General features: G+C 62.3%; 18 protein-coding genes. 9 read left to right on the top strand and 9 right to left on the bottom strand.

What is annotated here, in order from left to right; genetic code table 11:
- Positions 1–12: 12 nt before the first annotated feature.
- The 5 genes from C9990_RS17645 to C9990_RS17625 all read right to left on the bottom strand — a co-directional run bounded on the left by C9990_RS17645 (position 13) and on the right by C9990_RS17625 (position 5798).
- Entirely contained in the window at positions 13–843 is an 831-nt protein-coding gene (locus tag C9990_RS17645; protein WP_032886872.1) for a carbohydrate ABC transporter permease, read from the bottom strand.
- 10 nt (positions 844–853) lie between these two features.
- Entirely contained in the window at positions 854–1780 is a 927-nt protein-coding gene (locus tag C9990_RS17640) for a carbohydrate ABC transporter permease (protein ID WP_065906617.1), read from the bottom strand.
- A 123-nt stretch (positions 1781–1903) separates the two neighbouring features.
- The gene (locus tag C9990_RS17635) at positions 1904–3187 is read right to left on the bottom strand and encodes a sugar ABC transporter substrate-binding protein (protein WP_371920659.1); all 1284 of its coding nucleotides are present in this window, start codon (positions 3185–3187) and stop codon (positions 1904–1906) included.
- A gap of 343 nt (positions 3188–3530) precedes the next feature.
- On the bottom strand, positions 3531–4436 hold the full coding sequence (locus tag C9990_RS17630; RefSeq protein ID WP_065906623.1) for an AraC family transcriptional regulator: 906 nt from the start codon (positions 4434–4436) through the stop codon (positions 3531–3533).
- A gap of 72 nt (positions 4437–4508) precedes the next feature.
- Complete coding sequence (locus tag C9990_RS17625) at positions 4509–5798, bottom strand: glycosyltransferase (RefSeq protein ID WP_106804124.1); 1290 nt, start codon at positions 5796–5798, stop codon at positions 4509–4511.
- Positions 5799–5957: 159 nt separating this feature from the next.
- On the opposite strand from C9990_RS17625, the gene tpx reads away from it, so the two are divergent.
- The 7 genes from tpx to C9990_RS17590 all read left to right on the top strand — a co-directional run bounded on the left by tpx (position 5958) and on the right by C9990_RS17590 (position 18874).
- Positions 5958–6458 carry a thiol peroxidase gene (gene tpx, locus C9990_RS17620; protein ID WP_106804123.1) on the top strand — a complete coding sequence of 167 codons (501 nt, stop codon included), beginning with the start codon at positions 5958–5960 and terminating at the stop codon, positions 6456–6458.
- 231 nt (positions 6459–6689) lie between these two features.
- Positions 6690–7994 (top strand): MdtA/MuxA family multidrug efflux RND transporter periplasmic adaptor subunit, encoded by a 1305-nt coding sequence (locus tag C9990_RS17615; RefSeq protein ID WP_106804122.1) that lies wholly within the window; start codon positions 6690–6692, stop codon positions 7992–7994.
- Positions 7991–11092 carry an MdtB/MuxB family multidrug efflux RND transporter permease subunit gene (locus tag C9990_RS17610; RefSeq protein ID WP_106804121.1) on the top strand — a complete coding sequence of 1034 codons (3102 nt, stop codon included), beginning with the start codon at positions 7991–7993 and terminating at the stop codon, positions 11090–11092. The genes C9990_RS17615 and C9990_RS17610 overlap by 4 nt, the downstream gene beginning before the upstream one ends.
- Positions 11089–14196 carry an efflux RND transporter permease subunit gene (locus tag C9990_RS17605; RefSeq protein ID WP_065906633.1) on the top strand — a complete coding sequence of 1036 codons (3108 nt, stop codon included), beginning with the start codon at positions 11089–11091 and terminating at the stop codon, positions 14194–14196. The genes C9990_RS17610 and C9990_RS17605 overlap by 4 nt, the downstream gene beginning before the upstream one ends.
- 167 nt (positions 14197–14363) lie before the next feature.
- Positions 14364–15773 (top strand): efflux transporter outer membrane subunit, encoded by a 1410-nt coding sequence (locus C9990_RS17600; RefSeq protein WP_226939992.1) that lies wholly within the window; start codon positions 14364–14366, stop codon positions 15771–15773.
- A 203-nt stretch (positions 15774–15976) separates the two neighbouring features.
- Positions 15977–18073: a bifunctional diguanylate cyclase/phosphodiesterase gene (locus C9990_RS17595; RefSeq protein ID WP_106804120.1), complete on the top strand. Its 2097-nt coding sequence runs from the start codon at positions 15977–15979 to the stop codon at positions 18071–18073.
- A 54-nt stretch (positions 18074–18127) separates the two neighbouring features.
- Positions 18128–18874: an SDR family oxidoreductase gene (locus tag C9990_RS17590; RefSeq protein ID WP_065906637.1), complete on the top strand. Its 747-nt coding sequence runs from the start codon at positions 18128–18130 to the stop codon at positions 18872–18874.
- 44 nt (positions 18875–18918) lie between these two features.
- On the opposite strand, the gene mapR is transcribed toward C9990_RS17590, so the two are convergent.
- From mapR to C9990_RS17575, 3 genes are all read right to left on the bottom strand, one after another.
- The gene (gene mapR, locus C9990_RS17585) at positions 18919–20328 is read right to left on the bottom strand and encodes a GntR family transcriptional regulator MpaR (protein WP_065906638.1); all 1410 of its coding nucleotides are present in this window, start codon (positions 20326–20328) and stop codon (positions 18919–18921) included.
- 96 nt (positions 20329–20424) lie between these two features.
- Entirely contained in the window at positions 20425–21834 is a 1410-nt protein-coding gene (ccoG, locus tag C9990_RS17580) for a cytochrome c oxidase accessory protein CcoG (RefSeq protein ID WP_065906640.1), read from the bottom strand.
- A 184-nt stretch (positions 21835–22018) separates the two neighbouring features.
- Positions 22019–22258 carry a DUF3203 family protein gene (locus C9990_RS17575; protein ID WP_065906641.1) on the bottom strand — a complete coding sequence of 80 codons (240 nt, stop codon included), beginning with the start codon at positions 22256–22258 and terminating at the stop codon, positions 22019–22021.
- 122 nt (positions 22259–22380) lie between these two features.
- On the opposite strand from C9990_RS17575, the gene C9990_RS17570 reads away from it, so the two are divergent.
- Positions 22381–22872 (top strand): MgtC/SapB family protein, encoded by a 492-nt coding sequence (locus C9990_RS17570; RefSeq protein ID WP_065906642.1) that lies wholly within the window; start codon positions 22381–22383, stop codon positions 22870–22872.
- Here C9990_RS17570 and C9990_RS32490 read toward each other — a convergent pair.
- Positions 22850–23023 carry a hypothetical protein gene (locus C9990_RS32490; protein WP_162946078.1) on the bottom strand — a complete coding sequence of 58 codons (174 nt, stop codon included), beginning with the start codon at positions 23021–23023 and terminating at the stop codon, positions 22850–22852. The genes C9990_RS17570 and C9990_RS32490 overlap by 23 nt on opposite strands.
- A 203-nt stretch (positions 23024–23226) precedes the next feature.
- Between C9990_RS32490 and C9990_RS17565 the strand changes: the two genes are divergently transcribed.
- A complete protein-coding gene (locus C9990_RS17565; RefSeq protein ID WP_106804119.1) occupies positions 23227–25215 on the top strand; it encodes an alpha-1,4-glucan--maltose-1-phosphate maltosyltransferase in 1989 nt (662 codons plus the stop codon).
- Positions 25216–25352: the final 137 nt, after the last annotated feature.

Below are 25352 nucleotides of genomic sequence, written 5' to 3'. Positions count from 1 at the left end.
ATTGAAAGGCCGTTATTTCACGGCGCCGAAGGACAAACCGCGTACCAGCTGTTTCTGGCTGATCCAGCCAAAGATCAGGATCGGCGCGCAGGCCAGGGTCGAGACGGCGGACAACTTGGCCCAGAACAAGCCTTCAGGGCTGGAGTAGGAGGCGATCAGCGCGGTCAGCGGTGCTGCGTTGGACGAGGTCAGGTTCAACGACCAGAACGCTTCGTTCCAGCACAGGATCAGCGACAGCAATACCGTGGACGCCAGGCCGCCCTTGGCGATCGGCAGCAGCACCCGGACCATTTCCTGCCACAGGGTGGCGCCGTCCAGGCGCGCGGCTTCGAGGATGTCCTTGGGGATGTCCTTGAAGTAGGTGTAAACCATCCAGACCACAATCGGCAGGTTGATCAGGGTGTAGATAATGATCAGCGCGATGCGCGTATCCAGCAGGCCGAAGCTCTTGGCCAGCAGGTAGATCGGCATCAGCACGCCCACCGGTGGCAGCATCTTGGTGGAGAGCATCCACAGCAGCGTGCCTTTGGTGCGCTTGGTCTCGTAGAAGGCCATGGAGTAGGCGGCGGGCACCGAGATCAGCAGGCACAGGGCGGTGGCACTGAACGAAATCAGCACCGAGTTCCAGGCGTAGCTGAAGTAGTTGCTGCGCTCGTTGATGTGCAGGTAGTTCTCCAGCGTCGGCGTGAAGATGAACTGCGGTGGGGTAGCGAACGCATCGATTTCGGTCTTGAAGCTGGTCAGCACCATCCAGAAGATCGGGAAGAAAATCAGGATCGCGATGGCCCAGGCCAAAGTGCCGAGCAACAGGCTTTGCAGGCGGCGGGATTGTTGAAGCGTCATGGCGCGGCCCTCAAGGCTTGTCAGTCAGGTTTTTGCCGATCATCCGCACCAGGATGATCGCCGCGATATTGGCGATGACCACGGCAATCAAGCCGCCGGCCGAGGCCATGCCCACGTCGAACTGCACCAGCGCCTGGTTGTATATCAGGTAGGCGAGGTTGGTCGAGGCGTAGCCCGGCCCACCGTTGGTGGTGGTGAAGATTTCGGCGAACACCGAGAGCAGGAAGATGGTTTCGATCATCACCACCACGGCAATCGGGCGTGCCAGGTGGGGCAGGGTCAGGTGCCAGAAGATTGCGATGGCGCCGGCGCCGTCCAGGCGTGCGGCTTCCTTTTGTTCCTGGTCGAGGGACTGCATGGCGGTCATCAGCAGCAGGATCGCAAACGGCAGCCACTGCCACGACACAATGATGATGATCGACAGCAACGGATAGTGCGCCAGCCAGTCCACCGGCTCGGCGCCGAACAGCTTCCAGACGGCGGCGAGAATCCCCGACACCGGGTGGAAAATCAGGTTTTTCCAGATCAGCGCACCGACGGTGGGCATGATGAAGAACGGCGAAATCAGCATCACCCGCACGATGCCACGGCCCAGGAACTCACTGGCCTCCAGCAAGGCACTGATCAACACGCCGAACACCACGCTGATCAACAGCACGCTGCCGACCAGCAACAGGGTATTGGTCGCGCCCGGCAGGAAGCCTGAGTCGGTGATGAAATAGGTGAAGTTCTCCAGCCCCACGAATTGGTTTTCGCCAGGGTAGAGCAGGTTGTAGCGGATCAGCGAAAAGTACAGGGTCATGCCCAGCGGCACGATCATCCACAGCAGCAGCATGGCGACCGAAGGGGTGACGAGGAACCAGCCGGGGTTGGCCAGGCGGCTTTTGCGTGGCGTGTGAGGCGTGGTCGTTTGCACTTGGGCAGTGGTGGTATTCATAGGATCAGGACCAGTCAGGTACATGCAGAACGAGAATCGGAGCGCGGTCAGGGTGGGAACTGGCTTGCCTGCATCGCCGGCAAGCCAGTTCCCACATAAAGCAGTTACGGCGGTGTGCCGGCTTTATTTGGGATAACCCGCCCGCTTCATTTCACGCTCGGTGGTGGTCTGCGCGGCGGTCAATGCAGCATCCACCGTCTGCTGACCGGTCAGCGCACCCGAGAAGAACTTGCCGACCTGGGTACCAATCGCCTGGAATTCAGGAATGGTCACCAACTGGATCCCGATATACGGCACGGGCTTGAGGGTCGGTTTGGTCGGATCGGCGACTTTCAGCGATTCGAGGGTCACCTTGGCGAACGGCGCGGCCTTCATGTACTCGTCGCTGTAGGTCGATTTGCGCGTACCTGGCGGTACGTTGGCGATGCCGTCGGTCTTGGCCACCAACTGGCTGTATTCCTTGGAAGTCGCCCAACTGGTGAATACCTTGGCGGCGTCCTTGGCCTTGGAACTGGTCGGGATCGCCAGTGACCAGGAGTAGAGCCACGAGGTGCCCTTGTCGGTCTTCTCGTGCGGGGCAAAGGTGAAGCCGACATGGTCAGCCACTTTGCTTTGGGTCTTGTCGGTGACAAACGAGCCGGCCACGCTGGCGTCCACCCAGATAGCGCACTTGCCGCTGTTGAACAGCGCCAGGTTTTCGTTGAAACCGTTGCTGGAGGCACCCGGCGGGCCGGATTTCTTCATGTTGTCGACGTAGAAGTTCAGCGCGTCTTTCCATTCGGGGCCGGTGAATTCCGGCTGCCACTTCTCATCGAACCAGCGCGCCCCGTAGCCGTTGGCCAGGGTGGTGATCAGCGCCATGTTTTCGCCCCAACCGGCTTTGCCGCGCAGGCACAGGCCGTATTGCTCTTTGCTCTTGTCGGTGAGTTTGGCTGCGAATTCGCCGATCTGGGTCCAGGTCGGGTGCTCGGGCATGCTCAGCCCGGCGTCCTTGAACAGGTCGGTGCGGTAATAGGTGATCGAGCTTTCGGCGTAGAACGGCAGGGCATACAGCGAACCCTTGACGGACAAACCGTCACGCACCGAAGGGAATACATCATCGAGGTCGTAGGAAGCCGGCAGATCCTTCATCGGTTCCAGCCAGCCCTTGGCGCCCCAGAGTGCGGCTTCGTACATGCCGATGGTCAACACGTCGAACTGCCCGCCTTGGGTGGCGATGTCAGTGGTCAGGCGTTGGCGCAGCACGTTTTCTTCAAGCACCACCCAGTTCAGCTTGATATCCGGATGCTCGGTCTCGAAAGTTTTCGAGAGCTTTTGCATGCGGATCATGTCGCTGTTGTTGACGGTGGCAATGGTCAGGGTTTGCGCGCCAAAGCTGACGGCGCTGAGGGTCATGCATACAGTCATGCAAGAACAGGCAAGCAGAGTTTTTGCTGTGAACTTCATCGCGCACTCCATTTCTGCGCCCAGGGCTGCAGAAGGACAGTTATTGTTGTTGTGTCTTCCCACGAACGGCCAGGAAGAGTGTGCGTTGATTACAGCCTTCAAATGGGGTTATGACAAATCCTTGGGCGCACTTGCACTGATACTTTTTTGCACTCGCATTGAAAGCAGCTGAAACGATTCGCCGAGTGCGTCCCCCGGCTGGCTGGCGATGCTCGTAAACGATTACGCGCAAACCTGGATAAACGCGGCGTTTGTAGGAAGTTCGCCGGCAAGCCGGCTGCTACGGGACCGTGCAGCGCTCGGTTCAGGCCAGGTTCTGCTCGGTGAGCCGCTGCACCGCCAGGCGCCGATAGTGGGAAGGGGTCATGCCTTTCAACTGCTGGAAACGCCGATTGAAGTTGGAGATATTGTTGAATCCCGACTCAAAGCACACGTCCGTCACTGCCTTGTCGCCATCGGCCAGCAGTTCGCAGGACTTACTGATGCGCAACCGGTTCACAAACTCGATAAACGTGCGGCCGGTGGCCTGCTTGAACACCCGGGAAAAATACGTCGGCTTCATCCCCAGGTATTCCGCGACTTCCTCCAGCGGCAACTCGCGTGCGTAGTGGGCGAAGATGTAGTCCACCGCGCGGTTGGTGCGGTCCACGCTGTGTTCGTCCGCCAGGTGCGCGGTGTTTACTCCCGACAGCAACTGGTAGTCCTCACACGCGCTGAGCACCTCCAACAGAATGAAAAAGTGCCCCAGGCGCGCCATGCCCTGGGCATCCTCGATGCGCTGCATCAGGGTCATGGCCTGGGCGATGGTCTTTTTGCAGCGAAATTCGATGCCGTATTGCGCCCGTTCCAGCAGCGGCGTGAGCGTCTTGAGCTCGGCGAAAATATGGCTGCCGTGCTCGAACAGCTCATCGGTGAAGTTCACCAGCATGTCGCGCTTGGGCACCACTTCGTCTTCCTCGACCTGGCTGATCCAGTTGTGCGGCAGGTTGGGGCCGGTGAGAAACAGGCTTTCGGGGTAGAAATTGCCGATGTAGTCGCCGATAAACACCTTGCCCGAGCTGGCGACGATCAAGTGCAGCTCGTATTCCTTGTGGAAATGCCAGCGCACCAGCGGGCAGGGGAAGCCGTGTTGGCGATAGATGATGGACAGACCGTTGTGATCGTCCATCAGCTCGTAGGAAGGGTCGGTGATTCGCGCTGCTCGGGTCATGCTGCCGTCGCTTTATTGTGGTTGCTGCCTGGGATAATGCCCCCTCGCGCGCGACCTCGCCAGCACCGGTGTTCAGGCGAGGCGGTTTTTGGCCTCGATCCACTGGGACATGTACTGCGTACTTTTATGCGCGTGATGGCGCAACATGCTGCCGGTGAAGTTATCCCGGCGATGGGCGGCAAGGTGGCTGCGGCAGTGTTCCAGGCAGGCCACCAGCGCCGGGCCATGCAGGTCCTGGTCATAGCGGCTGGCCAGTAACTGGCGGCCGTGTTCCTGCGCCTGGGTCCAGCGTTCGCGGTCCTGGTACAGCCTGACCGCCGCAGCGGCGAATGCCTGCGCATCCTCGGCGATTACGCCGGGCCAGGGCTGCTCGTCGCCCATGGCTTCGGCGCCGATCGGCGTGGTGATATTCGGCGTGCCACACAGCATCGCATCGGCCAACTTGCCCTTGATACCGGCACCAAAGCGCAGCGGCGCGAGGCAGATGCGTGCAGCGGTCATCACTTGCAGCGCGTCTTCGGCCCAGTTCATCACGTGGAAGCCTTGCGCCGGGTTGTGCAGGGCGGTGGCCTTGGGCGGGGTGTAGGCGCCGTAGATATGCAACTGGGCGCCGGGCAATTGCTGGCGGATCAGCGGCCACAGGCTGTTCTTCATCCACAGCACCGCATCCCAGTTGGGCGCGTGGCGGAAGTTGCCGATGCTGAGGAAGTGCGCACGGTCTTCAAACGGCACAAACGCCGCGGTCGGCGGCTGCAGCATCAGCGGGCACCAGTGGAGCAGGGCGGCGGGCACCTTGAACTGCTCGGTGAGCAGGCGGATTTCGACGTCGGAGATCATCAGGCTGATGTCACAACGATAAATCGCGGCGATTTCGCGCTTGGCCAGGTCGGTGTCGGCCATCAACTCGAATTCCTCCCGCAGCGCGGGGGTGAACAGGGCGCTGAAGTCGTCAGTGTCGGGATGGGCCTTGAGGTGCTCCTTGAAGCGCTGCTGGCGCGCGTCCCGCAGGCTCTGCAGGTCGGAGGTCTCAAGCACGCGCAGGGCGTCGGGGCAGCATTTCTCCACGCGCCAGCCGAACTGCTCTTCCATCATGAAACGGTCGAACAGCACGATGTCCGGGGCCAGTTCGCGGATAAAATCGTCGAAACTGCTGTTATTCAGTTCGATCGCGCATTCGCGGATGCCGAGGGCGGGCAGGTCCGCCTTGTGTTCGCCGATGGTCGCCGGACTGCTGAAGGTAATGTCCCAACCTTGTGTAAGAAAACTCTCAAGGATCTGCATCATGTGCCCGCCCGCCGCCGAAGAACGCGGCTCCGGCCAGACATAACCAATGACCAGGACTTTGGTGGCAGGCTGATTCATCAACAACGGCTTCCTTTAAGGGCAGGGCAAAAGCGCGCAATTAAACCACAACCCGGTGGCATGACAATTTGCGTCTGGTGGTAGGTAGCCACGGCACTTTGTGGTTAACTTCGGCCTCTCGAATTCGTTTAACCAAAACCCAGCATAAGGATTCTGTTCATGGCTCAAGTCACCCACCGTGGCAACCCAATCAAGGTTGAAGGCGAGCTGCCGCAAGTCGGTTCCCAGGCTCCGGATTTCATCCTCACCGCCGGCGACCTGTCGGACGCAACCCTGGCGACCTTCGCCGGCAAGCGCAAAGTGCTGAATATCTTCCCAAGCGTCGACACCCCGACCTGCGCGACCTCGGTTCGCAAGTTCAACGCCCAGGCCAATGACCTGAAGAACGCCGTGGTCCTGTGCATCTCCAGCGACCTGCCGTTTGCCCAGGCGCGCTTCTGCGGCGCTGAAGGCCTGGAAAACGTGAAAAACCTGTCGGACTTCCGCGACCCGGGCTTCGCCGTTGATTTCGGCGTCTCCATCGCCGAAGGCGCACTGCGTGGCCTGACCGCCCGTGCCGTGGTGGTGCTGGATGAACACGACAAGGTGCTGCACAGCGAACTGGTCAGCGAAATTGGCCAGGAACCCAACTACGAAGCCGCCCTGGCTGTTTTGAAGTAACTGTTTCGGCGCATTACTGTCGTTTTGCAGTAACACGCGTGCTACATGATTGCGGCCTGGCCTAGTCCAGGCCGTTTTTATTTGTCGTTCAGGCGCTTAGCGAAATAGGCAATGGACTAAGGTCAGAAGTTAAAAGTTGTAAGCCCAAGGTAAATAGCCGGTAAAGGCGCTTTTCTTAAAGCGCTCCAGTGCTTATCTTTCAGCCTCCCAAAGAAGAAGCTCTCGCGCCCAATGGTTGATCACTCCATGCAATCCTCCCCCCGCAACTCCCGCCGCTGGCTGTTCGGCCTGCTCGTGCTGCTGGTCATCGCCGGCCTGTGCTGGAAATTCTGGCCCGGCAGCCACAAGGACGCCGACGCGAAAAAACCGGCTGGGCATGCCGGCAAGTCGGGGATGATGCGCCCGGGCTTCGGCGGGTCTACCGGCCCGATCCCGGTGCGTGTGGCGCCTGCGGTGCTGGGGGAATTCCCGGTGTACTACAAGGCCTTGGGCACGGTGACGGCGCTCAATACCATCAATGTGCGCAGCCGGGTGGGCGGCGAGCTGGTGAAGATCGCCTTTGAAGAAGGGCAGATGGTCAAGGCGGGCGACCTGCTGGCCGAGATCGACCCGCGCAGCTACCAGAACGCCTTGCTCCAGGCCCAGGGCACGCTGATGCAGAACCAGGCCCAGCTGAAAAACGCCCAGGTCGACGTCGAGCGTTATCGCGGCCTGTACGCCCAGGACAGTATCGCCAAGCAAACCCTGGACACCGCCGAAGCGCTGGTCCTGCAATACCAGGGCACGGTCAAGACCAACCAGGGCGCGGTGGACGACGCCAAGCTCAACCTCGAATTCACCAAGATCCGCGCGCCAATCAGTGGCCGCGTCGGCTTGCGCCAGGTCGACGTCGGTAACCTGGTCGCGGCCAACGACACCACGTTTCTCGCGGTCATCACCCAGACCCAGCCGATCAGCGTGGCGTTCACCCTGCCGGAAAACACCCTGGAAACCGTGCTCGCCCGCTACCACGCCGGCAACAAGCTGCCCGTCGAAGCCTGGGACCGTGGCGACGTGAAGCAGCAGGCCACCGGCGTGCTGCAAAGCCTGGACAACCAGATCGATGTCACCACCGGCACCCTGAAATTCAAGGCGCGGTTCGATAACAAGGACCAGGCACTGTTCCCGAATCAGTTCGTCAATGTGCACCTGCTGGCCGACACCCTGCACAACGTGGTGCTGGCGCCGTCGGCGGCGATCCAGTTCGGCAACACCGGCACCTTTGTCTACGTGCTCGACGGTGACAAGAAGGTCAAGGTCCAGACCCTGGTGGTCGGCGATACCGACGGCGACAACACGGTGATCAAGGAAGGCCTGAAGGCCGGCGACCGTGTGGTGCTCGAAGGCACCGACCGCCTCAAGGACGGCAGCGAAATCGAAGTGGTCAACGACAGCAGCGAAGTACCGACCACCCCCACCGAACACCTGCAGGGCCAGCCGGCAGCTAAAGGGGAGACCGGCGCCTCCGCCGGCAAGGCGCAAAAGGTCGGTTCATGAACCTGTCGCGGCTGTTTATCCTCCGCCCGGTCGCCACCACGCTGAGCATGCTGGCGATTGTGTTGGCCGGCATCATCGCGTATCGCCTGTTGCCGGTATCGGCGTTGCCCCAGGTGGACTACCCGACGATCCGGGTGATGACCCTGTACCCCGGCGCCAGCCCCGATGTGATGACCAGTGCGGTGACCGCGCCGCTGGAGCGCCAGTTCGGGCAAATGCCCGGTCTCACCCAGATGGCGTCCACCAGCTCCGGCGGCGCGTCGGTGCTGACCCTGCGCTTCAACCTCGACATCAATATGGATGTTGCCGAACAACAGGTGCAGGCCGCGATCAACGCCGCCACCAACCTGCTGCCCAAGGATTTGCCGGCGCCGCCGGTGTACAACAAGGTCAACCCGGCGGATACCCCGGTGCTGACGCTTGCGATCACCTCCAAGACCATGCTGCTGCCCAAGCTCAACGACCTGGTCGACACGCGCATGGCGCAGAAAATCGCGCAGATCAGCGGCGTCGGCATGGTCAGCATCGCCGGCGGCCAGCGCCAGGCCGTGCGCATCAAGGTCAATCCGGAGGCCCTGGCGGCCAACGGCTTGAACCTGTCGGACGTGCGCACCCTGATCGCCGCCTCCAACGTCAACCAGCCCAAGGGCAACTTCGACGGCCCCACGCGAGTGTCGATGCTGGATGCCAACGACCAGTTGGTCTCGCCGCAGCAATATGCCGAATTGATCCTGGCCTACAACAATGGCGCGCCGCTGCGCCTTAAAGACGTGGCTGAAATTGTCGACGGTGCGGAAAACGAGCGCCTCGCCGCCTGGGCCAATGAAAACCAGGCCGTGCTGCTGAATATCCAGCGCCAGCCGGGTGCCAACGTGATCGAGGTGGTCGACCGTATCAAGGCGCTGCTGCCGAGCATCACCGACAACCTGCCGGCCGGCCTCGATGTGACGGTGCTGACCGACCGCACCCAGACCATCCGCGCCTCGGTCACTGATGTGCAACACGAATTGCTCATCGCCATTGCCCTGGTGGTGATGGTGACGTTCCTGTTCCTGCGCCGGGTCAGCGCCACGATCATCCCGTCCATTGCCGTGCCGCTGTCGCTGGTGGGTACCTTTGGCGTGATGTACCTGGCCGGTTTTTCGATTAACAACCTGACGCTGATGGCCCTGACCATCGCCACCGGCTTCGTGGTGGACGATGCGATCGTGATGCTGGAGAACATCTCGCGCTATATCGAGGAGGGCGAGACACCCTTGAATGCTGCGCTCAAGGGCGCCAAGCAGATCGGCTTCACCCTGATTTCCCTGACCCTGTCGCTGATCGCGGTATTGATCCCGCTGCTGTTCATGGCCGATGTGGTGGGGCGGCTGTTCCGCGAATTTGCCATCACCCTGGCCGTGGCGATCCTGATTTCCCTGGTGGTGTCGCTGACCCTCACGCCAATGATGTGCGCGCGCCTGCTCAAGCATGAACCCAAGGAAGAGGAGCAGGGCCGTTTCTACAAGGCCAGCGGCGCCTGGATCGACTGGCTGATCGAAGCCTACGGGCGCAAGTTGCAGTGGGTGCTCAAGCACCAGCCGCTGACCCTGCTGGTGGCCATCGCCACGCTGGGCCTCACCGTAGTTCTCTATCTGGTGGTGCCCAAGGGCTTCTTCCCGGTGCAGGACACCGGCGTGATCCAGGGGATTTCCGAAGCCCCGCAGTCGATTTCCTTTGCGGCCATGAGCCAGCGCCAGCAGGAGCTGGCGAAGATCATTCTCGCCGACCCGGCGGTGGAAAGCCTGTCGTCGTATATCGGCGTGGATGGCGATAACGCCACGCTGAACAGCGGCCGCCTGCTGATCAACCTCAAGCCCCACGGCCAGCGCGACTTGAGCGCGGCCCAGGTGATCACCCGCCTGCAACCGGAAATCGACAAGATGGTCGGCATCCGCCTGTTCATGCAGCCGGTGCAGGACCTGACCATCGAAGACCGCGTCAGCCGCACGCAGTACCAGTTCAGCATGTCCTCGCCGGACGCCGACCTGCTGGCGCTGTGGAGCGACAAGCTGGTGCACGCCCTGAGCCAGATGCCGGAACTCACCGACGTGGCCAGCGACCTGCAGGACAAAGGCCTGCAGGTGTACCTGGTAATCGACCGTGATGCGGCCTCGCGCCTGGGTGTCAGTGTGTCGACCATTACCGACGCGCTGTATGACGCCTTCGGCCAGCGGCAGATTTCGACCATCTATACCCAGGCCAGCCAGTACCGCGTGGTGCTGCAGGCGCAGTCCGGGGAAACCCTCGGCCCTGCGGCGCTGAACCAGATCCACGTGAAAACCACCGATGGCGGCCAGGTGCGCCTGTCCAGCCTGGCCCATGTGGAGCAGCGCCAGGCGCAACTGGCGATTGCGCATATCGGCCAGTTCCCGGCGGTGATGATGTCGTTCAACCTGGCCCCCGGCGTCGCGCTGGGCAAAGGCGTGGAGCTGATCAACCAGGCGCAGAAGGACATCGGCATGCCGGTGGGCGTGCAGACGCAGTTCCAGGGCGCGGCGCAGGCGTTCGAGGCGTCGTTGTCGAGCACCTTGCTGCTGATCCTGGCGGCGGTGGTCACCATGTACATCGTGCTCGGCGTGCTCTACGAGAGCTACATTCACCCGATCACCATCCTGTCCACGTTGCCGTCGGCGGCGGTGGGAGCCTTGCTGGCGTTGCTGCTCAGCGGCAATGACCTGGGCATGATCGCGATCATCGGCATCATTTTGCTGATCGGTATCGTGAAGAAGAACGCGATCATGATGATCGACTTCGCCCTCGACGCCGAACGCAACCAGGGCCTCGACCCGCAGACCGCGATCTACCAGGCGGCGCTGTTGCGTTTCCGGCCGATCCTGATGACCACCCTGGCCGCGCTGTTTGGTGCGGTGCCGCTGATGCTGGCCACCGGTTCCGGTGCCGAACTGCGTCAGCCTCTGGGCCTGGTGATGGTCGGCGGTTTGCTGGTGAGCCAGGTATTGACGCTGTTCACCACGCCGGTGATCTACCTGTACTTCGATCGCCTGGGCCGTCGCTGGCGCAAAGAGCCGCAAAGCCTGGAGCCGGTTGAGTCATGAATTTGTCCGGACCGTTCATTCGCCGGCCGGTAGCCACCATGCTGCTGAGCCTGGCGATCATGTTGCTGGGGGGCGTGAGCTTCAACCTGCTGCCGGTGTCGCCGTTGCCGCAGATCGACTTCCCGGTGATCGTGGTGTCGGCCAGCCTGCCGGGGGCCAGCCCCGAGGTGATGGCGTCCACCGTGGCCACGCCGCTGGAGCGCTCCTTCGGCGCGATTGCCGGCATCACCACCATGAGCAGCTCGTCGAGCCAGGGCTCCACGCGGGTTATCCTGGCATTTGACTCCGACCGCGACATCAACGGCGCGGCGCGAGAAGTGCAGGCGGCAATCAATGCTTCGCGCAACCTGCTGCCCAGCGGCATGCGCAGCATGCCCACCTACAAGAAGATCAACCCGTCCCAGGCACCGATCATGGTGCTGTCGCTGACCTCGGACGTGTTGCAGAAGGGCCAGTTGTACGACCTGGCGTCCACCATCCTTTCGCAAAGCCTGTCCCAGGTGCCGGGCGTGGGCGAAGTGCAGATCGGCGGCAGTTCCCTGCCGGCGGTGCGCATCGAGCTGGAACCCAAGGCTCTGGACCAGTACGGCGTGGCCCTGGACGACGTGCGCAACACCATCGCCAACGCCAACCAGCGGCGGCCCAAGGGCTCCTTGGAAGACAGCGAGCGCAACTGGCAGATCCAGGCCAACGACCAGCTGGAAAAAGCCAAGGACTATGAGCCGCTGCTGATTCGCTACCAGAACGGCGCGGCCCTGCGCCTGGGCGACGTGGCGAAGATCAGCGACGGCGTCGAAGACCGCTACAACAGTGGTTTCTTCAACAATGACTCGGCGGTGCTGCTGGTGATCAACCGCCAGTCCGGCGCCAACATCATCGAGACCGTCAGGCAGATCAAGGCGCAACTGCCGGCGTTGCAGGCGGTGCTGCCGTCCAGCGTCAAGCTCAGCCTGGCTATGGACCGCTCGCCGGTGATCACCGCCACGTTGCATGAAGCCGAGATGACCTTGCTGATTGCGGTGGGGCTGGTGATCCTGGTGGTCTACCTGTTCCTCGGCAACTTCCGTGCGTCGCTGATCCCGACCCTGGCGGTGCCGGTGTCGCTGGTGGGCACGTTCGCGATCATGTACCTGTACGGATTCTCGTTGAACAACTTCTCGTTGATGGCGCTGATCCTTGCCACCGGCCTGGTGGTCGACGACGCCATCGTGGTGCTGGAGAACATTTCCCGGCATATCGACGACGGCGTGCCGCCGATGAAGGCGGCGTACCTGGGTGCCCAGGAAGTGGGCTTCACCTTGCTGTCGATGAACGTGTCGCTGGTGGCGGTGTTCCTGTCCATCCTGTTCATGGGCGGCATTGTCACCAACCTGTTTCGCGAGTTTTCCATCACCTTGTCGGCGGCGATCATTGTGTCGCTGATTGTTTCGCTGACCCTGACGCCGATGCTCTGCGCGCGCTGGCTCAAGCCGCATGTGAAAGGGCAGATGACCGGCCTGCAGCGCTGGAGCCAGAAGATCAACGACCGCATGGTCGCCGGCTACGCCACCAGCCTCGACTGGGTGCTGCGCCACCGCCGCCTGACCCTGCTCAGCCTGTTGCTGACCATCGGCGTGAACGTGGCGCTGTACGTGGTGGTGCCGAAAACCTTTATGCCGCAGCAGGACACCGGCCAGTTGATTGGTTTTGTGCGCGGTGATGACGGGCTGTCGTTCAGCGTGATGCAGCCGAAGATGGAAACCTTCCGCAAGGCCGTGCTCAAGGACCCGGCAGTGCTCAGCGTGGCCGGCTTTATCGGCGGCAACAACGGCACCAACAACGCGGTGATGCTGGTGCGGCTCAAGCCGATCAGCGAGCGCAAGATTTCCGCCCAGGCGGTGATCGAGCGCCTGCGCAAGGATGTACCGCTGGTGCCGGGCGGGCGCCTGTTCCTGATGGCCGACCAGGACCTGCAATTTGGCGGCAGCCGCGACCAGACCAGCGCGCAGTACTCCTACATCCTGCAAAGTGGTGACCTGGCCGCGTTGCGCCTGTGGTACCCGAAAGTGGTCGCCGCCTTGCGCGAGCTGCCGGAGCTGACCGCCATCGACGCCCGCGAAGGGCGCGGCGCGGCCCAGGTCACGCTGATTGTCGACCGCGACCAGGCCAAGCGCCTCGGCATCGATATGAACATGGTCACGGCGGTGCTCAACAACGCCTACAGCCAGCGGCAGATCTCGACCATCTATGACAGCCTCAACCAGTACCAGGTGGTGATGGAGGTCAACCCCAAATACGCCCAGGACCCGATCACCCTCAACCAGATGCAGGTGATTACCTCCACGGGCGCACGGGTGCCGTTGTCGACCATTGCCCATTATGAAAACAGCCTGGCGGATGACCGCGTCAGCCACGAAGGCCAGTTCGCCTCGGAAAACATTGCCTTCGACATGTCGCCCGGCGTCACGGTGGAGCAGGGCACGGCCGCCATCGAGCGGGCGATTGCCAAGGTCGGCCTGCCGGAAGACGTGATCGCCAAGATGGCCGGTACTGCCGATGCCTTCGCCGCCACGCAGAAAGGCCAGCCTTTCATGATCCTCGGCGCGCTGGTGGCGGTGTACCTGGTGTTGGGCATCCTGTATGAAAGCTACATCCACCCGCTGACGATCCTCTCGACGCTGCCGTCGGCCGGGGTTGGCGCCATGCTCGCCATCTACCTGACCGGGGGCGAGTTCAGCCTGATCTCCTTGCTGGGGCTGTTCCTGCTGATCGGTGTGGTGAAGAAGAACGCGATCCTGATGATCGACCTCGCCCTGCAACTGGAACGCAACGACGGCATGGGGCCGCTGGAGTCGATTCGCAGTGCCTGCCTGCTGCGTTTGCGCCCGATCCTGATGACCACGTTGGCGGCCATCCTCGGGGCCTTGCCGTTGCTGCTTGGCACCGGCGATGGCGCGGAAATGCGCCACCCGCTTGGCCTGACCATTATTGGCGGCCTGGTGTTCAGCCAGGTCCTGACCCTCTACACCACCCCGGTGGTCTACCTCTATCTCGACCGCGCGCGCCACCGTTTCAACGCCTGGCGCGGCGTGCGCACCGATGCTGCCCTGGACACTGCGCTATGACTGATTCAATCAATGCCAACGCACCGCATCCGGTTGCCGTGGCGGACCTCGACAACGCGCCTTGCTCCGCAGGCGCCGGCTTGCCGGCGAAAAAAAACCGGACACCGCGTGTGCCCCGGCTGGGCGCGTTATCGTTGGCGACCTTCGCGAGCAAACTCGCGCCTACGATGGGGCTTGCGCTGCTGCTCAGCGCCTGCGCCGTCGGCCCGGATTACAAGCGCCCGGAAGTGGTCGAGCCTGCACAGTTCAAGGAAGCCCAGGGTTGGCGCCAGGCCACGCCGAGCGATTCCCTGGCCCGTGGCGCCTGGTGGGAGTTGTACGGCGATCGCCAACTCAATGACCTGGTGTTGCGCCTGAACAACTCGAACCAGACCGTGGCCCAGGCCGAGGCGCGCTTTCGCCAGGCCCAGGCCCTGGTGCGCAGTTCGCGCGGTGCGTTTTACCCCACCGTCGACCTGAGCGCCGGCAAAACCCGCGCGAGCCAGGGCACTGGCAGCAGTAACGCCAGCCTCAGCAGTTCCAGCAGTGGCATCCGCGACACCCTCAATGCGCAGTTGGGCGTGAGTTGGGAGGCGGATATCTGGGGCAAGTTGCGCCGTGGCCTGGAAGCCAACGAAGCCAGTGCCGAGGCCAGCTCGGCCGACCTCGCGGCGATGCGCCTGAGCCAGCAGTCGGAACTGGTGCAAAGCTACCTGCAATTGCGCGTGATGGATGAGCAGACGCGCCTGTTGCAAGCGACCCTGGAGACTTATCAGCGCTCCCTGCAAATGACCGAAAACCAATACCGTGCCGGCGTTTCCGGCAAGGATGCGGTGGCCCAGGCGCAGACCCAGCTCAAGACCACCCAGGCCAGCCTGATCGACCTGATCTGGCAGCGCGCCCAGTTGGAAAACGCGATTGCCGTATTGATCGGCGAGGCTCCGGCCAACTTCAACCTGGCGGTGAGCAAGGACATCCCGGCGCTGCCGCAGATTCCGGTGAGCCTGCCGTCGCAACTGCTGGAACGCCGCCCGGATATCGCCTCGGCCGAACGTTCGGTGATCGCCGCCAACGCGAATATCGGCGTGGCCAAGGCAGCCTACTACCCGGACCTGAGCCTGAGCCTGGCCGGCGGTTATTCCAGCAGCACCTACGCCGACTGGATCAGCCTGCCGAACCGCTTCTGGTCGGTGGGCCCCAAGCTGGCCATGACCCTGTTCGACGGCGGCCAGCGCTCGGCGGAAGTCGACCGCAGCGTGGCCTCCTATGACGAAACCGTGGCCAAGTACCGCCAGACCGTGCTCGATGGCTTCCGTGAAGTGGAAAACTACATGGTGCAGCTCAAGGTGCTGGAAGACGAAGCAGTGGTCAGCAATGAAGCACTCGACGCCGCGCGCGAGTCACTGCGCCTGACCCAGAACCAGTACAAGGCCGGGCTGATCGCCTACCTGGACGTGGTGACGGTACAGGCCACCGCGCTGAGCAACGAGCGCACCGTGCTGACCTTGCTGCAGACACGCCTGGTGGCCAGCGTGCAACTGATCGCCGCGTTGGGCGGTGGTTGGGATGGGCAAACGCCCATCGCCGAAAAGGACTGACCCCCCAATTCACTGCCGGCGCCGGCTTGCAAAGGCGGCGTCTGCAGTGCCTTGCGCAGCGCCCGCGAGCCAGATCATTGGCGTCAAATTGCCACTAATGGCGCTCTGATAATTAATCAAGTGCTCAAGAATTAATCTCGCTACAATCGCCCGCTTTGCCATTTCGCACGGGTCTCTCGGGCCCGTTGTGTACGAGAAGTCCCATGCTCATCGGTAGTTATTCCCCCTCGCTGGTTGTGATTTCGCTGTTTGTCGCGATTCTCGCTTCCTACACCGCCCTGGACCTGACCGGTCGTCTCGCGACGGCCAAAGGACGCGCCGTTTACCTATGGATGGCCGGCGGGGCGTTGGCGATGGGAGTGGGCGTGTGGTCCATGCACTTTATTGGCATGCTGGCGCTGCGCCTGCCGTTTGCCCTGGGGTTTGACCTGGGCATTACCGCGCTGTCGTTATTGATCGCAGTATTGTCCAGTGGTTTTGCCTTGTGGTTGGTCAGCCAGCCACGATTGCCCGCGTGGCAGCTGGCCTTGGGCGCGCTGATCATGGGGGCCGGCATCGCCAGCATGCATTACACCGGCATGGCCGCGATGCGCATGACCCCCGGCATCGACTACGACCCCACCTTATTTGGCGCCTCGTTGCTGATCGCGGTGGTGGCCTCCGGTGCTGCGCTGTGGATTGCGTTCAATCTGCGCCGCAACACCCCCTACGTGCGCCTGGCCCGGGGCGGGGCGGCGGTGGTGATGGGGATCGCCATCGTCGGCATGCACTACACCGGCATGGCGGCGGCGCAATTTGCCGATGAGAGCTACTGCGGCGCCGCGTTGAGCGGCTTGAGCGGCAAGGGCCTGGATAACCTGGTGCTGGTGACCTCACTGGCGGTGTTGATCATCGCGTTGCTGACCTCACTGCTCGACGCGCGCCTGGAAGCCCGCACGGCCGTACTCGCCGACTCGCTGACCCTGGCCAATCAGGAGCTCACCCACCTGGCGCTGCACGACATGCTCACCGGCTTGCCCAATCGCACGTTGCTGGCGGATCGCATTCAACAGGCGATGCAAGCGGTCAAAGAGCAGGGCGGTTGCTTCGCGCTGATGTTTATCGACCTCGACGGCTTCAAGCCGGTCAACGATGCCTTTGGTCACCATATGGGCGACCAACTGTTGCGCGAAGTCGGCCTGCGCCTGCGCGAGGACCTGCGCAGCCAGGACACACTGGCGCGCATCGGCGGGGATGAGTTTGTGTTGCTCGTACAACTGACCCAGCCGGATGACGCCCTGGGCCTTGCTGAGCGCCAGGTGGTACTGATCAACCGCGCGTTCCAGGTGGCCGAGCATGAACTGAAAATCTCCGCCAGCGTCGGCATCGCCATGTTCCCGGGCAATGGCAGCAGCCCCCAGGAACTGCTGATGAACGCCGACGCCGCGATGTACCACGCCAAGGGCATGGGCAAGAACGGCTACAGCTTTTTCGATGTGTCGATGAATACCAATGCGCGCAAGCAGCTGCAGTTGCTGCAGGACCTGCGCAATGCCGTCGAGCAGCAGCAATTTCGCCTGTACTACCAGCCCAAGTTCGACGCGGTCAGTGGCATCCCGGTCGGTGCCGAGGCGTTGTTGCGCTGGGAACATCCGCAACAGGGCCTGTTGCTGCCGGCGACCTTTATCGAATTGGCGGAAAAGACTGGCCTGATCATTCCGATTGGTGAGTGGGTGCTCGACGAGGCCTGCCGCCAGATGAGTCTGTGGTATGTGCAGGGCTATGAAGACTGGCGCATCGCCGTGAACCTCTCGGCGCTGCAGTTCTGCCATGCCGGGCTGGTCAAAAGTGTCGCCACGGCACTCGCGCGGCACCAGTTGCCGGCCAACAGCCTGACCCTGGAAATCACCGAGACCACCGCCATGAGCGATGCCGATGCGAGCATGACGGTGTTGCAGCAGTTGTCGGAAATGGGCGTGGATTTGTCCATTGACGATTTCGGCACCGGCTATTCCAGCCTCATGTACCTCAAGCGCTTGCCCGCCAACGAGTTGAAGATCGACCGCGGCTTCGTGCGTGACCTGGAGCACGACAGCGACGATGCCGCCATCGTCTCGGCGATCGTTGCCCTGGGCCAGGCCCTGGGCTTGCGGATTGTCGCCGAGGGGGTGGAGACCGATGTGCAGCAGAATTTCCTCACCCGCCTGGGGTGTAATTCCCTGCAGGGCTACCTGCTCGGCCATCCGCTGCCGGCCGACAGTTTCATGCTCGACATCCAGCGTGCCGAAGAGGCAGTCGCGCCTGACAAAAGCCGTGCGTGACGGTTAGTATTGGATCCAACCATAACCATCAGGTTGGATCAGGAGACCGCACGCATGGACAAAGTTGTCATCATCACCGGGGGTAGCCGCGGGATTGGCGCCGAGACGGCACTGCTGGCAGCTCGCGAGGGCTATCGCATCTGCATCAACTACCAGTCCGATGAAACCGCCGCCCACAGCGTCCTCGAACAGGTGCGTGCCTTGGGCGCCCAGGCGATTGCCGTGCGCGCGGATGTCAGCATTGAAGATGAGGTGATCGCGCTGTTCAACCGTGTGGATGCCGAGTTGGGGCGTGTCACCGCGTTGGTCAACAACGCCGGCACCGTCGCGCACAAGGCGCGGGTCGATGAAATGTCTGAATTCCGCATCCTGAAAATCATGAAGACCAACGTGCTCGGCCCGATCCTCTGCGCCAAGCACGCGGTGCTGCGCATGTCGCCCAGGCATGGCGGGCAGGGTGGCAGTATCGTCAACGTGTCATCGGTGGCGGCGCGCCTGGGTTCGCCGGGGGAGTACGTTGACTATGCGGCCTCCAAGGGCGCACTCGACACCTTTACCCTGGGCCTGTCCAAAGAGGTCGCGGGCGAGGGCATTCGCGTCAACGCGGTACGCCCGGGGTATATCTTCACCGACTTCCACGCCTTGAGCGGCGACCCGGACCGCGTCAGCAAACTCGAATCCGGTATCCCCATGGCCCGTGGCGGACGCCCGGATGAAGTCGCGGAAGCGATTATCTGGTTGCTGTCAGACAAGGCCTCGTATGCCACCGGTACGTTCCTGGACCTGGGCGGCGGCCGTTGATGTTGAAGTGAGGGAGCAAGCGCCCTCGCCACAAGGCATCGGGATCAAAAGGAGCGGACGATCCGCCCCAAGGTCTCCATGGCTTTTTCCGACGCTTCAGTCCACGGGCTGCCGTAGTTCAGGCGGATGCAGTTGCGAAAGCGCTGGGTAGCCGAGAAGATCGGGCCCGGCGCAATGCTGATGCCTTGCGCCAGCGCCATCTGGAACAGCTTCAATGAGTCGGTTTGCTCGGGCAATTCCAGCCACAGGAAATAGCCGCCGGCCGGTTGGCTGACGCGGGTCTGGGCCGGGAAGTAACGCGCAATGGCGGCGAGCATGGCGCTTTGCTGTTCCTCCAGGGCATAGCGCAATTTGCGCAGGTGCCGGTCGTAGCCGCCGTGCTGCAGATAATCGGCAATCGCCGCCTGGGCCGGCATCGATGGGCACAGCGAGGTCATCAGCTTCAGGCGTTCGACTTTCTGCGCATAGCGCCCGGCGGCCACCCAGCCCACGCGATAGCCGGGCGCGAGGCTCTTGGCGAAGGAGCCGCAGTGCATCACCAGGCCCTCGGTATCAAACGCCTTGGCCGGTTTCGGCGCGTGTTGGCCGTAATACAACTCGGCGTACACATCGTCTTCGATCAGCGGCACTTGATGGCTGCGCAGCAGTTCTACCAGCGCCTGCTTCTTGGCCTCTGGCAGCGTCGCGCCCATCGGGTTCTGGAAGCTGGTCATGGTCCAGCAGGCCTTGATCGGGTAGCGCTCCAGGGTTTGTGCCAGCGCGTTGAGGTCAATGCCGTCGCGCGGGTGCACGGGGATTTCGACTGCCTTGAGTTTCAGGCGTTCGAGCACTTGCAGGCAGGCGTAGAACGCCGGGGCCTCGATCGCGACCAGGTCGCCGGGTTCGGTCACGGCCTGCAGGCACAGGTTGAGTGCTTCGAGGGCGCCATTGGTGATCAGCAGTTCTTCCATGGGCAGCATCAGCCCGCCGACCATGTAGCGCAGGGCAATCTGCCGACGCAGTTGCGGGTTGCCCGGCGACATGTCGGTGACCACCAGGCGCGGGTCCATCTCGCGGCTGGCGCTGGCCAGGGAGCGGGCCAGGCGCGGCAGCGGGAACAGCATCGGGCTGGGGAAGGCCGAGCCGAACGGCACGGTGTTGGGGTCCTTGATCGAGTCCAGCACCGAGAACACCAGTTCGCTCACATCCACTTCAGTGGACTCGTGCACGTGCTCGCTCACCACCGGCTCGGAAAACGGGCTCGGTGCGTGGGTATTGACGAAGTAACCCGAGCGCGGCCGGGCGCGGATCAGCCCACGTCGCTCCAGCAGGTAATACGCCTGGAACACTGTCGATGGGCTGACGCCGTAAGTCTGGCTGGCGTAGCGCACCGAAGGCACACGCTGGCCGGGGCCGAGCACGCCGGAGCGGATCAGTTCTGCAATGTCGTCGGCAAATTTTTCGTAGCGTTTCATGGGGGCCTAATCAGCTTTTTGAAAGTGTACGCAAGTCCATGGCAGGCGCCGGCAAGTCAGCGCCCACAGTTGAATCGCCACTGGGTCGGATAGACCTCAGCGGTTCAGCGGGGCGACAAAACGGCTGTCGGCCGCGCTGTAGATCCAGGGTTCATCCACATCCGTGACCTTGAAACGCAAGGTCTGTGAGCTGCTGGTCGGTTTGTCGGCCAGCAGGGCCACGGACACCGGCACATCGCTGATCTCCCCAGGCGCCAGGCTGATCTCGGTCTTGCCCTGCAACTGGAAGCCTTCGCCGTCCACCAGTTCCAGGCGGTAGTCCTGGCGTTGCTGGGTCTTGTTGATGACCTTGAGGCTGTAGATATTCTCGATCAGGCCCTGGGCATTTTCGCGGAACATGCCGCGGTCCTTGGTCACATCCAGCGACACCATCGGCCGCCCCACCAGGGCCACCACCAGTGCGGCAATCATCACCAGCAGCACGGCACTGTAGCCGATCAGGCGTGGCCTGAGCAGATGAGTCTTGCCACCTTGCAGTTGATGTTCGGAGGTGTAGCTCACCAGGCCGCGCGCGTAACCCATCTTGTCCATGATCGAGTCGCAGGCGTCGACACAGGCTGCGCAACCGATGCACTCCATTTGCAGGCCGTCGCGGATGTCGATACCGGTGGGGCACACCTGCACGCAGAGCTGGCAGTCGATGCAATCTCCCAGGCCGACGTCGGCCGGCCTGGCCTCACGTTTGCGCGGGCCACGGCTTTCGCCACGGGCGGCGTCATAGGAGATGGTCAGCGTGTCTTTGTCGAACATCACACTCTGGAAGCGCGCATACGGGCACATGTGCATGCACACCGCTTCGCGCAGCCACCCGGCGTTGAGGTAGGTGGCGGCGGTGAAGAACAGCACCCAGAACAGGCTGACGCCGCCCATTTGCCAGGTCAGCAGCTCGGCGGCCAGCGGGCGGATGGGCGTGAAGTAGCCGACAAAGGTCAGCCCGGTGAGCACGCTGATGCCCAGCCACAGGGTGTGCTTGGCCGCGCGCCGCGCCAGTTTGTTCACGCTCCACGGCGCCGCTTGCAACTTGATACGTTGATTGCGCTCGCCTTCGGTGACTTTCTCACACCACATGAACAGCCAGGTGAACGAGCTTTGCGGGCAGGTGTAGCCGCACCACACGCGGCCGGCGAACACGGTAATCGCAAACAGGCCGAAGGCGCAGATGATCAGCAGCGCCGACAACAAAATGAAATCCTGGGGCCAGAAGGTCGCGCCAAAGATATGGAATTTGCTCTGCGCCAGGTCCCAGAGTACCGCCTGGCGGTCGCCCCAGTTCAGCCACACGGTGCCGAAGAAGGCCAGGAACAGCAAGCCGGCACCGCCGATACGCAAGGTGCGGAACAGGCCGGTGAAGCTGCGGGTATGAATCAGGTTGTCGCTGGATTTGGCCTTCACCTTCTTTGGGTGTATGGGCACAAAGGTTTCCACGGTAGGGATTCTTTCGCTCATGGTCGTTCGCTCATCAGCCTCCATCAGGCGGATGAACTATGCGCGTGGTGCTGTGTGCATAACAGACTCAGCTAGGGCGATAAAAAGCGGATCAGATAAGGGCTTCAAGCGCCGCTGCGACAATGTGCTGCACCCCGTTGCATCAGGGGTGCAGCGCTATCCTGGGCGTGCTGATACAGATCAATTAAATCAACGAACCAGGTTCTTCGGCCTTCACATGTTGGCGACCGTCGTGGGCGCCGGCGACCGTGAGCGCATCGGCCTCGGCTTCAGTGATATAGATCCGCTCGGCCGCCAATTCCACGTAGGACATGGATTTGTCGATGTCGGTGACGATATTGACCCGTGTCGCCGGCACGCTTTGTTCCTGGCCATTGTCATCGAGCATGAAGTAACACAGCTGGTTTTCGATACGAATGGGCATGCCGTTCTCCTTTCTCATGGGCTATGAACGTTAGGGCGCAGCGATGTGCGCGGGTTCAAGGCAACTGACTGGCGGTCGCCGCTGTCCATCGTTGACCCATAAAGACAAAAAGGACGGCATCCATGGACGCCTGGTGGCAAGAAGTGTGGCAAACCCTGCAAGCTGAATTTGCCGATATCGGCGATGCGAAACAACTCACCCAAATCACCGTGCGCCTGCTGATCGCTGCGGTCCTGGGCGGCATTCTCGGTTTCGAGCGCGAGAGCAAGGGCAAGGCCGCGGGCGTGCGCACGCACATGCTGGTGGCCCTGGGCGCGGCGCTGTTCGTGATGGTGCCGCAGATGTCCGGCAATCAGGCCGATGCCATGAGCCGCGTGGTCCAGGGCGTGATTGCCGGGATTGGCTTCCTCGGCGCCGGGACCATCATCAAGGGCAAGGATGAGGAAGAAGGGCACGTGAAGGGCCTGACCACCGCCGCCGGCCTGTGGATGACCGCTGCGATTGGGGTCTCGGCCGGGTTGGGCCGGGAATCGACAGCGGTGCTGAGTACCTTGCTGGCTCTGCTGGTGTTCAGCGTGATGCCAAAAATCGTCAAGCGCTTTGAGAAGGGCTGACAATCACGGGCGGCATGGTGGTCGGCGGCTCCTCCACGGGTGGCGGGTCTTGGGGCGGGTCTTGTTCCGGAATCGGCTCCGGCTCGGTGGGTGGCAGCGTCGGGTTGTCGATATTCGGGTCCGGGGTTTCTGCCGGGATCGGGATATTCATCGGTGTGGCCTCCTTTGTGCTTTGCTCTATCGGTGGACAGCCGCCGGGGCGATTTGATTCCCGCTCAATGGCCGCACATCCACCTGAACTTTTCCCGGTGAGGCAGGCTCGGACCTTATACGGCCCTGCTCAGGGAGAGCGGCGTCGTCTCAGAATTCAGATCAAGCAAAGAGCGTCCACAGGGCGTAAGGGGAAGATGCTCGATGACTGCTGAAACACAGGTTCCAGAAGAATCCCTCTTGCCGCTGTCCCAGGCATTGTTGCTGCCCAGGATCGCGATCGAAAGCACCACCCCCGTGATCGATGGCGGCGAATTCGCCGTCAAGGCGGTGGTTGGCCAGCGCATTGACGTCACCAGCAAAGTCTTTGCCGACGGCCACGACAAGCTGGCGGTGCTGATCCGCTGGCGCCCGCTGCACCAGGAACACTGGCACAGCGTGGTGATGAACGACGTGGGCAACAATGGCTGGGAGGGCGGGTTCACCGTCAGTGACCAAGGCCCCCACGAATACTGCATTGAAGCCTGGATCGATACCTTCGCCAGCTTCTGCTACGAACTGCGCAAGAAACATGAGGCCGGGGTACCGGTCAGCCTGGAGTTGCAGGAAGGTCGCAGCCTGGTGCTGCAGGCCGCCGAACGCAGCGACAACGAGTTGCGCGACCGCCTGATGCTGCTGCACCACGAACTCTCCGGCCTGCTGGAAACCGAGCAGGTCGCGCAGTTCCTGCACGAAGACAGTGCACATTTGATGACCCAGGCCGACCACCGTGCCTATTTGAGCATCAGCCGTGTCTACCCGATTGATGTCGAGCGCGAGGCGGCTCAGTTTGCCAGCTGGTACGAGCTGTTTCCGCGCTCGATCACTGACGATCCCGCCCGCCACGGCACCTTTAACGATGTGCACTCGCGCCTGTCGATGATCCACGACATGGGATTCGACGTGCTGTATTTCCCGCCGATCCACCCCATCGGCCGCAGCCACCGCAAGGGCAAGAACAATTCCCTGACCGCCGGTCCGGAGGATCCGGGCAGCCCGTATGCCATCGGCAGCGAGGAGGGCGGCCATGAGGCGATCCATCCGCAATTGGGCAGCCGCGATGACTTCCGGCGCCTGGTCAAGGCTGCCGCCGATCACGGCCTGGAAATCGCCCTGGACTTCGCCATCCAATGCTCCCAGGACCATCCGTGGCTCAAGCAACACCCGGGCTGGTTCAACTGGCGCCCGGACGGCACGATCAAATACGCCGAGAACCCGCCGAAGAAATACCAGGACATCGTCAACGTCGACTTCTATGCCGCCGACGCGATCCCGAGCCTGTGGACCGAATTGCGCGACATCGTGGTGGGCTGGGTGGAAGAGGGCGTGAAGACCTTTCGCGTCGACAACCCTCACACCAAGCCGCTGCCGTTCTGGCAATGGCTGATCAGCGACGTGCGATCCAAGTACCCCGACGTAATCTTTCTCGCCGAGGCGTTCACCACGCCGGCGATGATGGCGCGCCTGGGCAAGGTCGGCTATTCCCAAAGCTACACCTATTTCACCTGGCGAAACACCAAGGCCGAACTCGGTGAGTACCTGACGCAGCTGAACCAGTCGCCGTGGCGTGAATGCTACCGGCCGAACTTCTTCGTCAACACGCCGGACATCAACCCCGGCTTCCTGCACGAATCCGGTCGGCCGGGGTTTCTCATCCGCGCCGCACTGGCGACCATGGGCTCGGGCCTGTGGGGCATGTATTCGGGGTTCGAGCTGTGCGAAGCGGCGCCGGTGCCGGGCAAAGAGGAATACCTGGACTCGGAGAAATACGAGATCCGTCCACGGGACTTCACTGCGCCCGGCAACATCATTGCCGAGATCGCCCAACTCAACCGCATTCGCCGACAGAACCCGGCCTTGCACACGCACTTGGGCCTCAAGCTCTACAACGCCTGGAATGACAACATCCTGTATTTCGGCAAACGCAGTGAGGATGGCAGCAACTTCATCCTGGTGGCCGTCAACCTCGACCCGTTCAACGCCCAGGAAGCGCATTTCGAGCTGCCGCTATGGGAGTTGGGCCTGCCCGACGATGCCCAGACCCAAGGCGAAGACTTGATGAACGGCCATCGCTGGACCTGGTACGGCAAAAACCAGTGGACCCGCCTGGAGCCGCATATGCCGTTCGGGATCTGGCGCCTCACTGTTGCCTGAGACCGTCTCCCCCTGCAGGCGCCGGCTCGCCGGCGATGGCAGCGGGCCTGACACCTTTTTTTCCCTGAAACACCGCGACCGCCGGCAAGCCGGCTCCGACACGGGTTCGCGGTGTTTCAAGTGGATGTTCACGCATT

Origin of the sequence: Pseudomonas sp. S5D5 (assembly GCF_003013355.1) — a bacterium.
GTDB classification, from domain to species: Bacteria; Pseudomonadota; Gammaproteobacteria; order Pseudomonadales; family Pseudomonadaceae; genus Aquipseudomonas; species Aquipseudomonas aylmerensis.
Note: the sequence above shows the minus strand (reverse complement) of the source record. Positions and strands in the feature narration are given on the sequence as shown.

What these genes read in the sequence shown, in the direction of transcription:
- C9990_RS17645 (WP_032886872.1), bottom strand. Translation starts at nt 843, where the DNA reads ATGACGCTTCAACAATCCCGCCGCCTGCAAAGCCTGTTGCTCGGCACT.
- C9990_RS17640 (WP_065906617.1), bottom strand. Translation starts at nt 1,780, where the DNA reads ATGAATACCACCACTGCCCAAGTGCAAACGACCACGCCTCACACGCCA.
- C9990_RS17635 (WP_371920659.1), bottom strand. Translation starts at nt 3,187, where the DNA reads ATGACTGTATGCATGACCCTCAGCGCCGTCAGCTTTGGCGCGCAAACC.
- C9990_RS17630 (WP_065906623.1), bottom strand. Translation starts at nt 4,436, where the DNA reads ATGACCCGAGCAGCGCGAATCACCGACCCTTCCTACGAGCTGATGGAC.
- C9990_RS17625 (WP_106804124.1), bottom strand. Translation starts at nt 5,798, where the DNA reads ATGAATCAGCCTGCCACCAAAGTCCTGGTCATTGGTTATGTCTGGCCG.
- tpx (WP_106804123.1), top strand. Translation starts at nt 5,958, where the DNA reads ATGGCTCAAGTCACCCACCGTGGCAACCCAATCAAGGTTGAAGGCGAG.
- C9990_RS17615 (WP_106804122.1), top strand. Translation starts at nt 6,690, where the DNA reads ATGGTTGATCACTCCATGCAATCCTCCCCCCGCAACTCCCGCCGCTGG.
- C9990_RS17610 (WP_106804121.1), top strand. Translation starts at nt 7,991, where the DNA reads ATGAACCTGTCGCGGCTGTTTATCCTCCGCCCGGTCGCCACCACGCTG.
- C9990_RS17605 (WP_065906633.1), top strand. Translation starts at nt 11,089, where the DNA reads ATGAATTTGTCCGGACCGTTCATTCGCCGGCCGGTAGCCACCATGCTG.
- C9990_RS17600 (WP_226939992.1), top strand. Translation starts at nt 14,364, where the DNA reads ATGGGGCTTGCGCTGCTGCTCAGCGCCTGCGCCGTCGGCCCGGATTAC.
- C9990_RS17595 (WP_106804120.1), top strand. Translation starts at nt 15,977, where the DNA reads ATGCTCATCGGTAGTTATTCCCCCTCGCTGGTTGTGATTTCGCTGTTT.
- C9990_RS17590 (WP_065906637.1), top strand. Translation starts at nt 18,128, where the DNA reads ATGGACAAAGTTGTCATCATCACCGGGGGTAGCCGCGGGATTGGCGCC.
- mapR (WP_065906638.1), bottom strand. Translation starts at nt 20,328, where the DNA reads ATGAAACGCTACGAAAAATTTGCCGACGACATTGCAGAACTGATCCGC.
- ccoG (WP_065906640.1), bottom strand. Translation starts at nt 21,834, where the DNA reads ATGAGCGAAAGAATCCCTACCGTGGAAACCTTTGTGCCCATACACCCA.
- C9990_RS17575 (WP_065906641.1), bottom strand. Translation starts at nt 22,258, where the DNA reads ATGCCCATTCGTATCGAAAACCAGCTGTGTTACTTCATGCTCGATGAC.
- C9990_RS17570 (WP_065906642.1), top strand. Translation starts at nt 22,381, where the DNA reads ATGGACGCCTGGTGGCAAGAAGTGTGGCAAACCCTGCAAGCTGAATTT.
- C9990_RS32490 (WP_162946078.1), bottom strand. Translation starts at nt 23,023, where the DNA reads ATGAATATCCCGATCCCGGCAGAAACCCCGGACCCGAATATCGACAAC.
- C9990_RS17565 (WP_106804119.1), top strand. Translation starts at nt 23,227, where the DNA reads ATGACTGCTGAAACACAGGTTCCAGAAGAATCCCTCTTGCCGCTGTCC.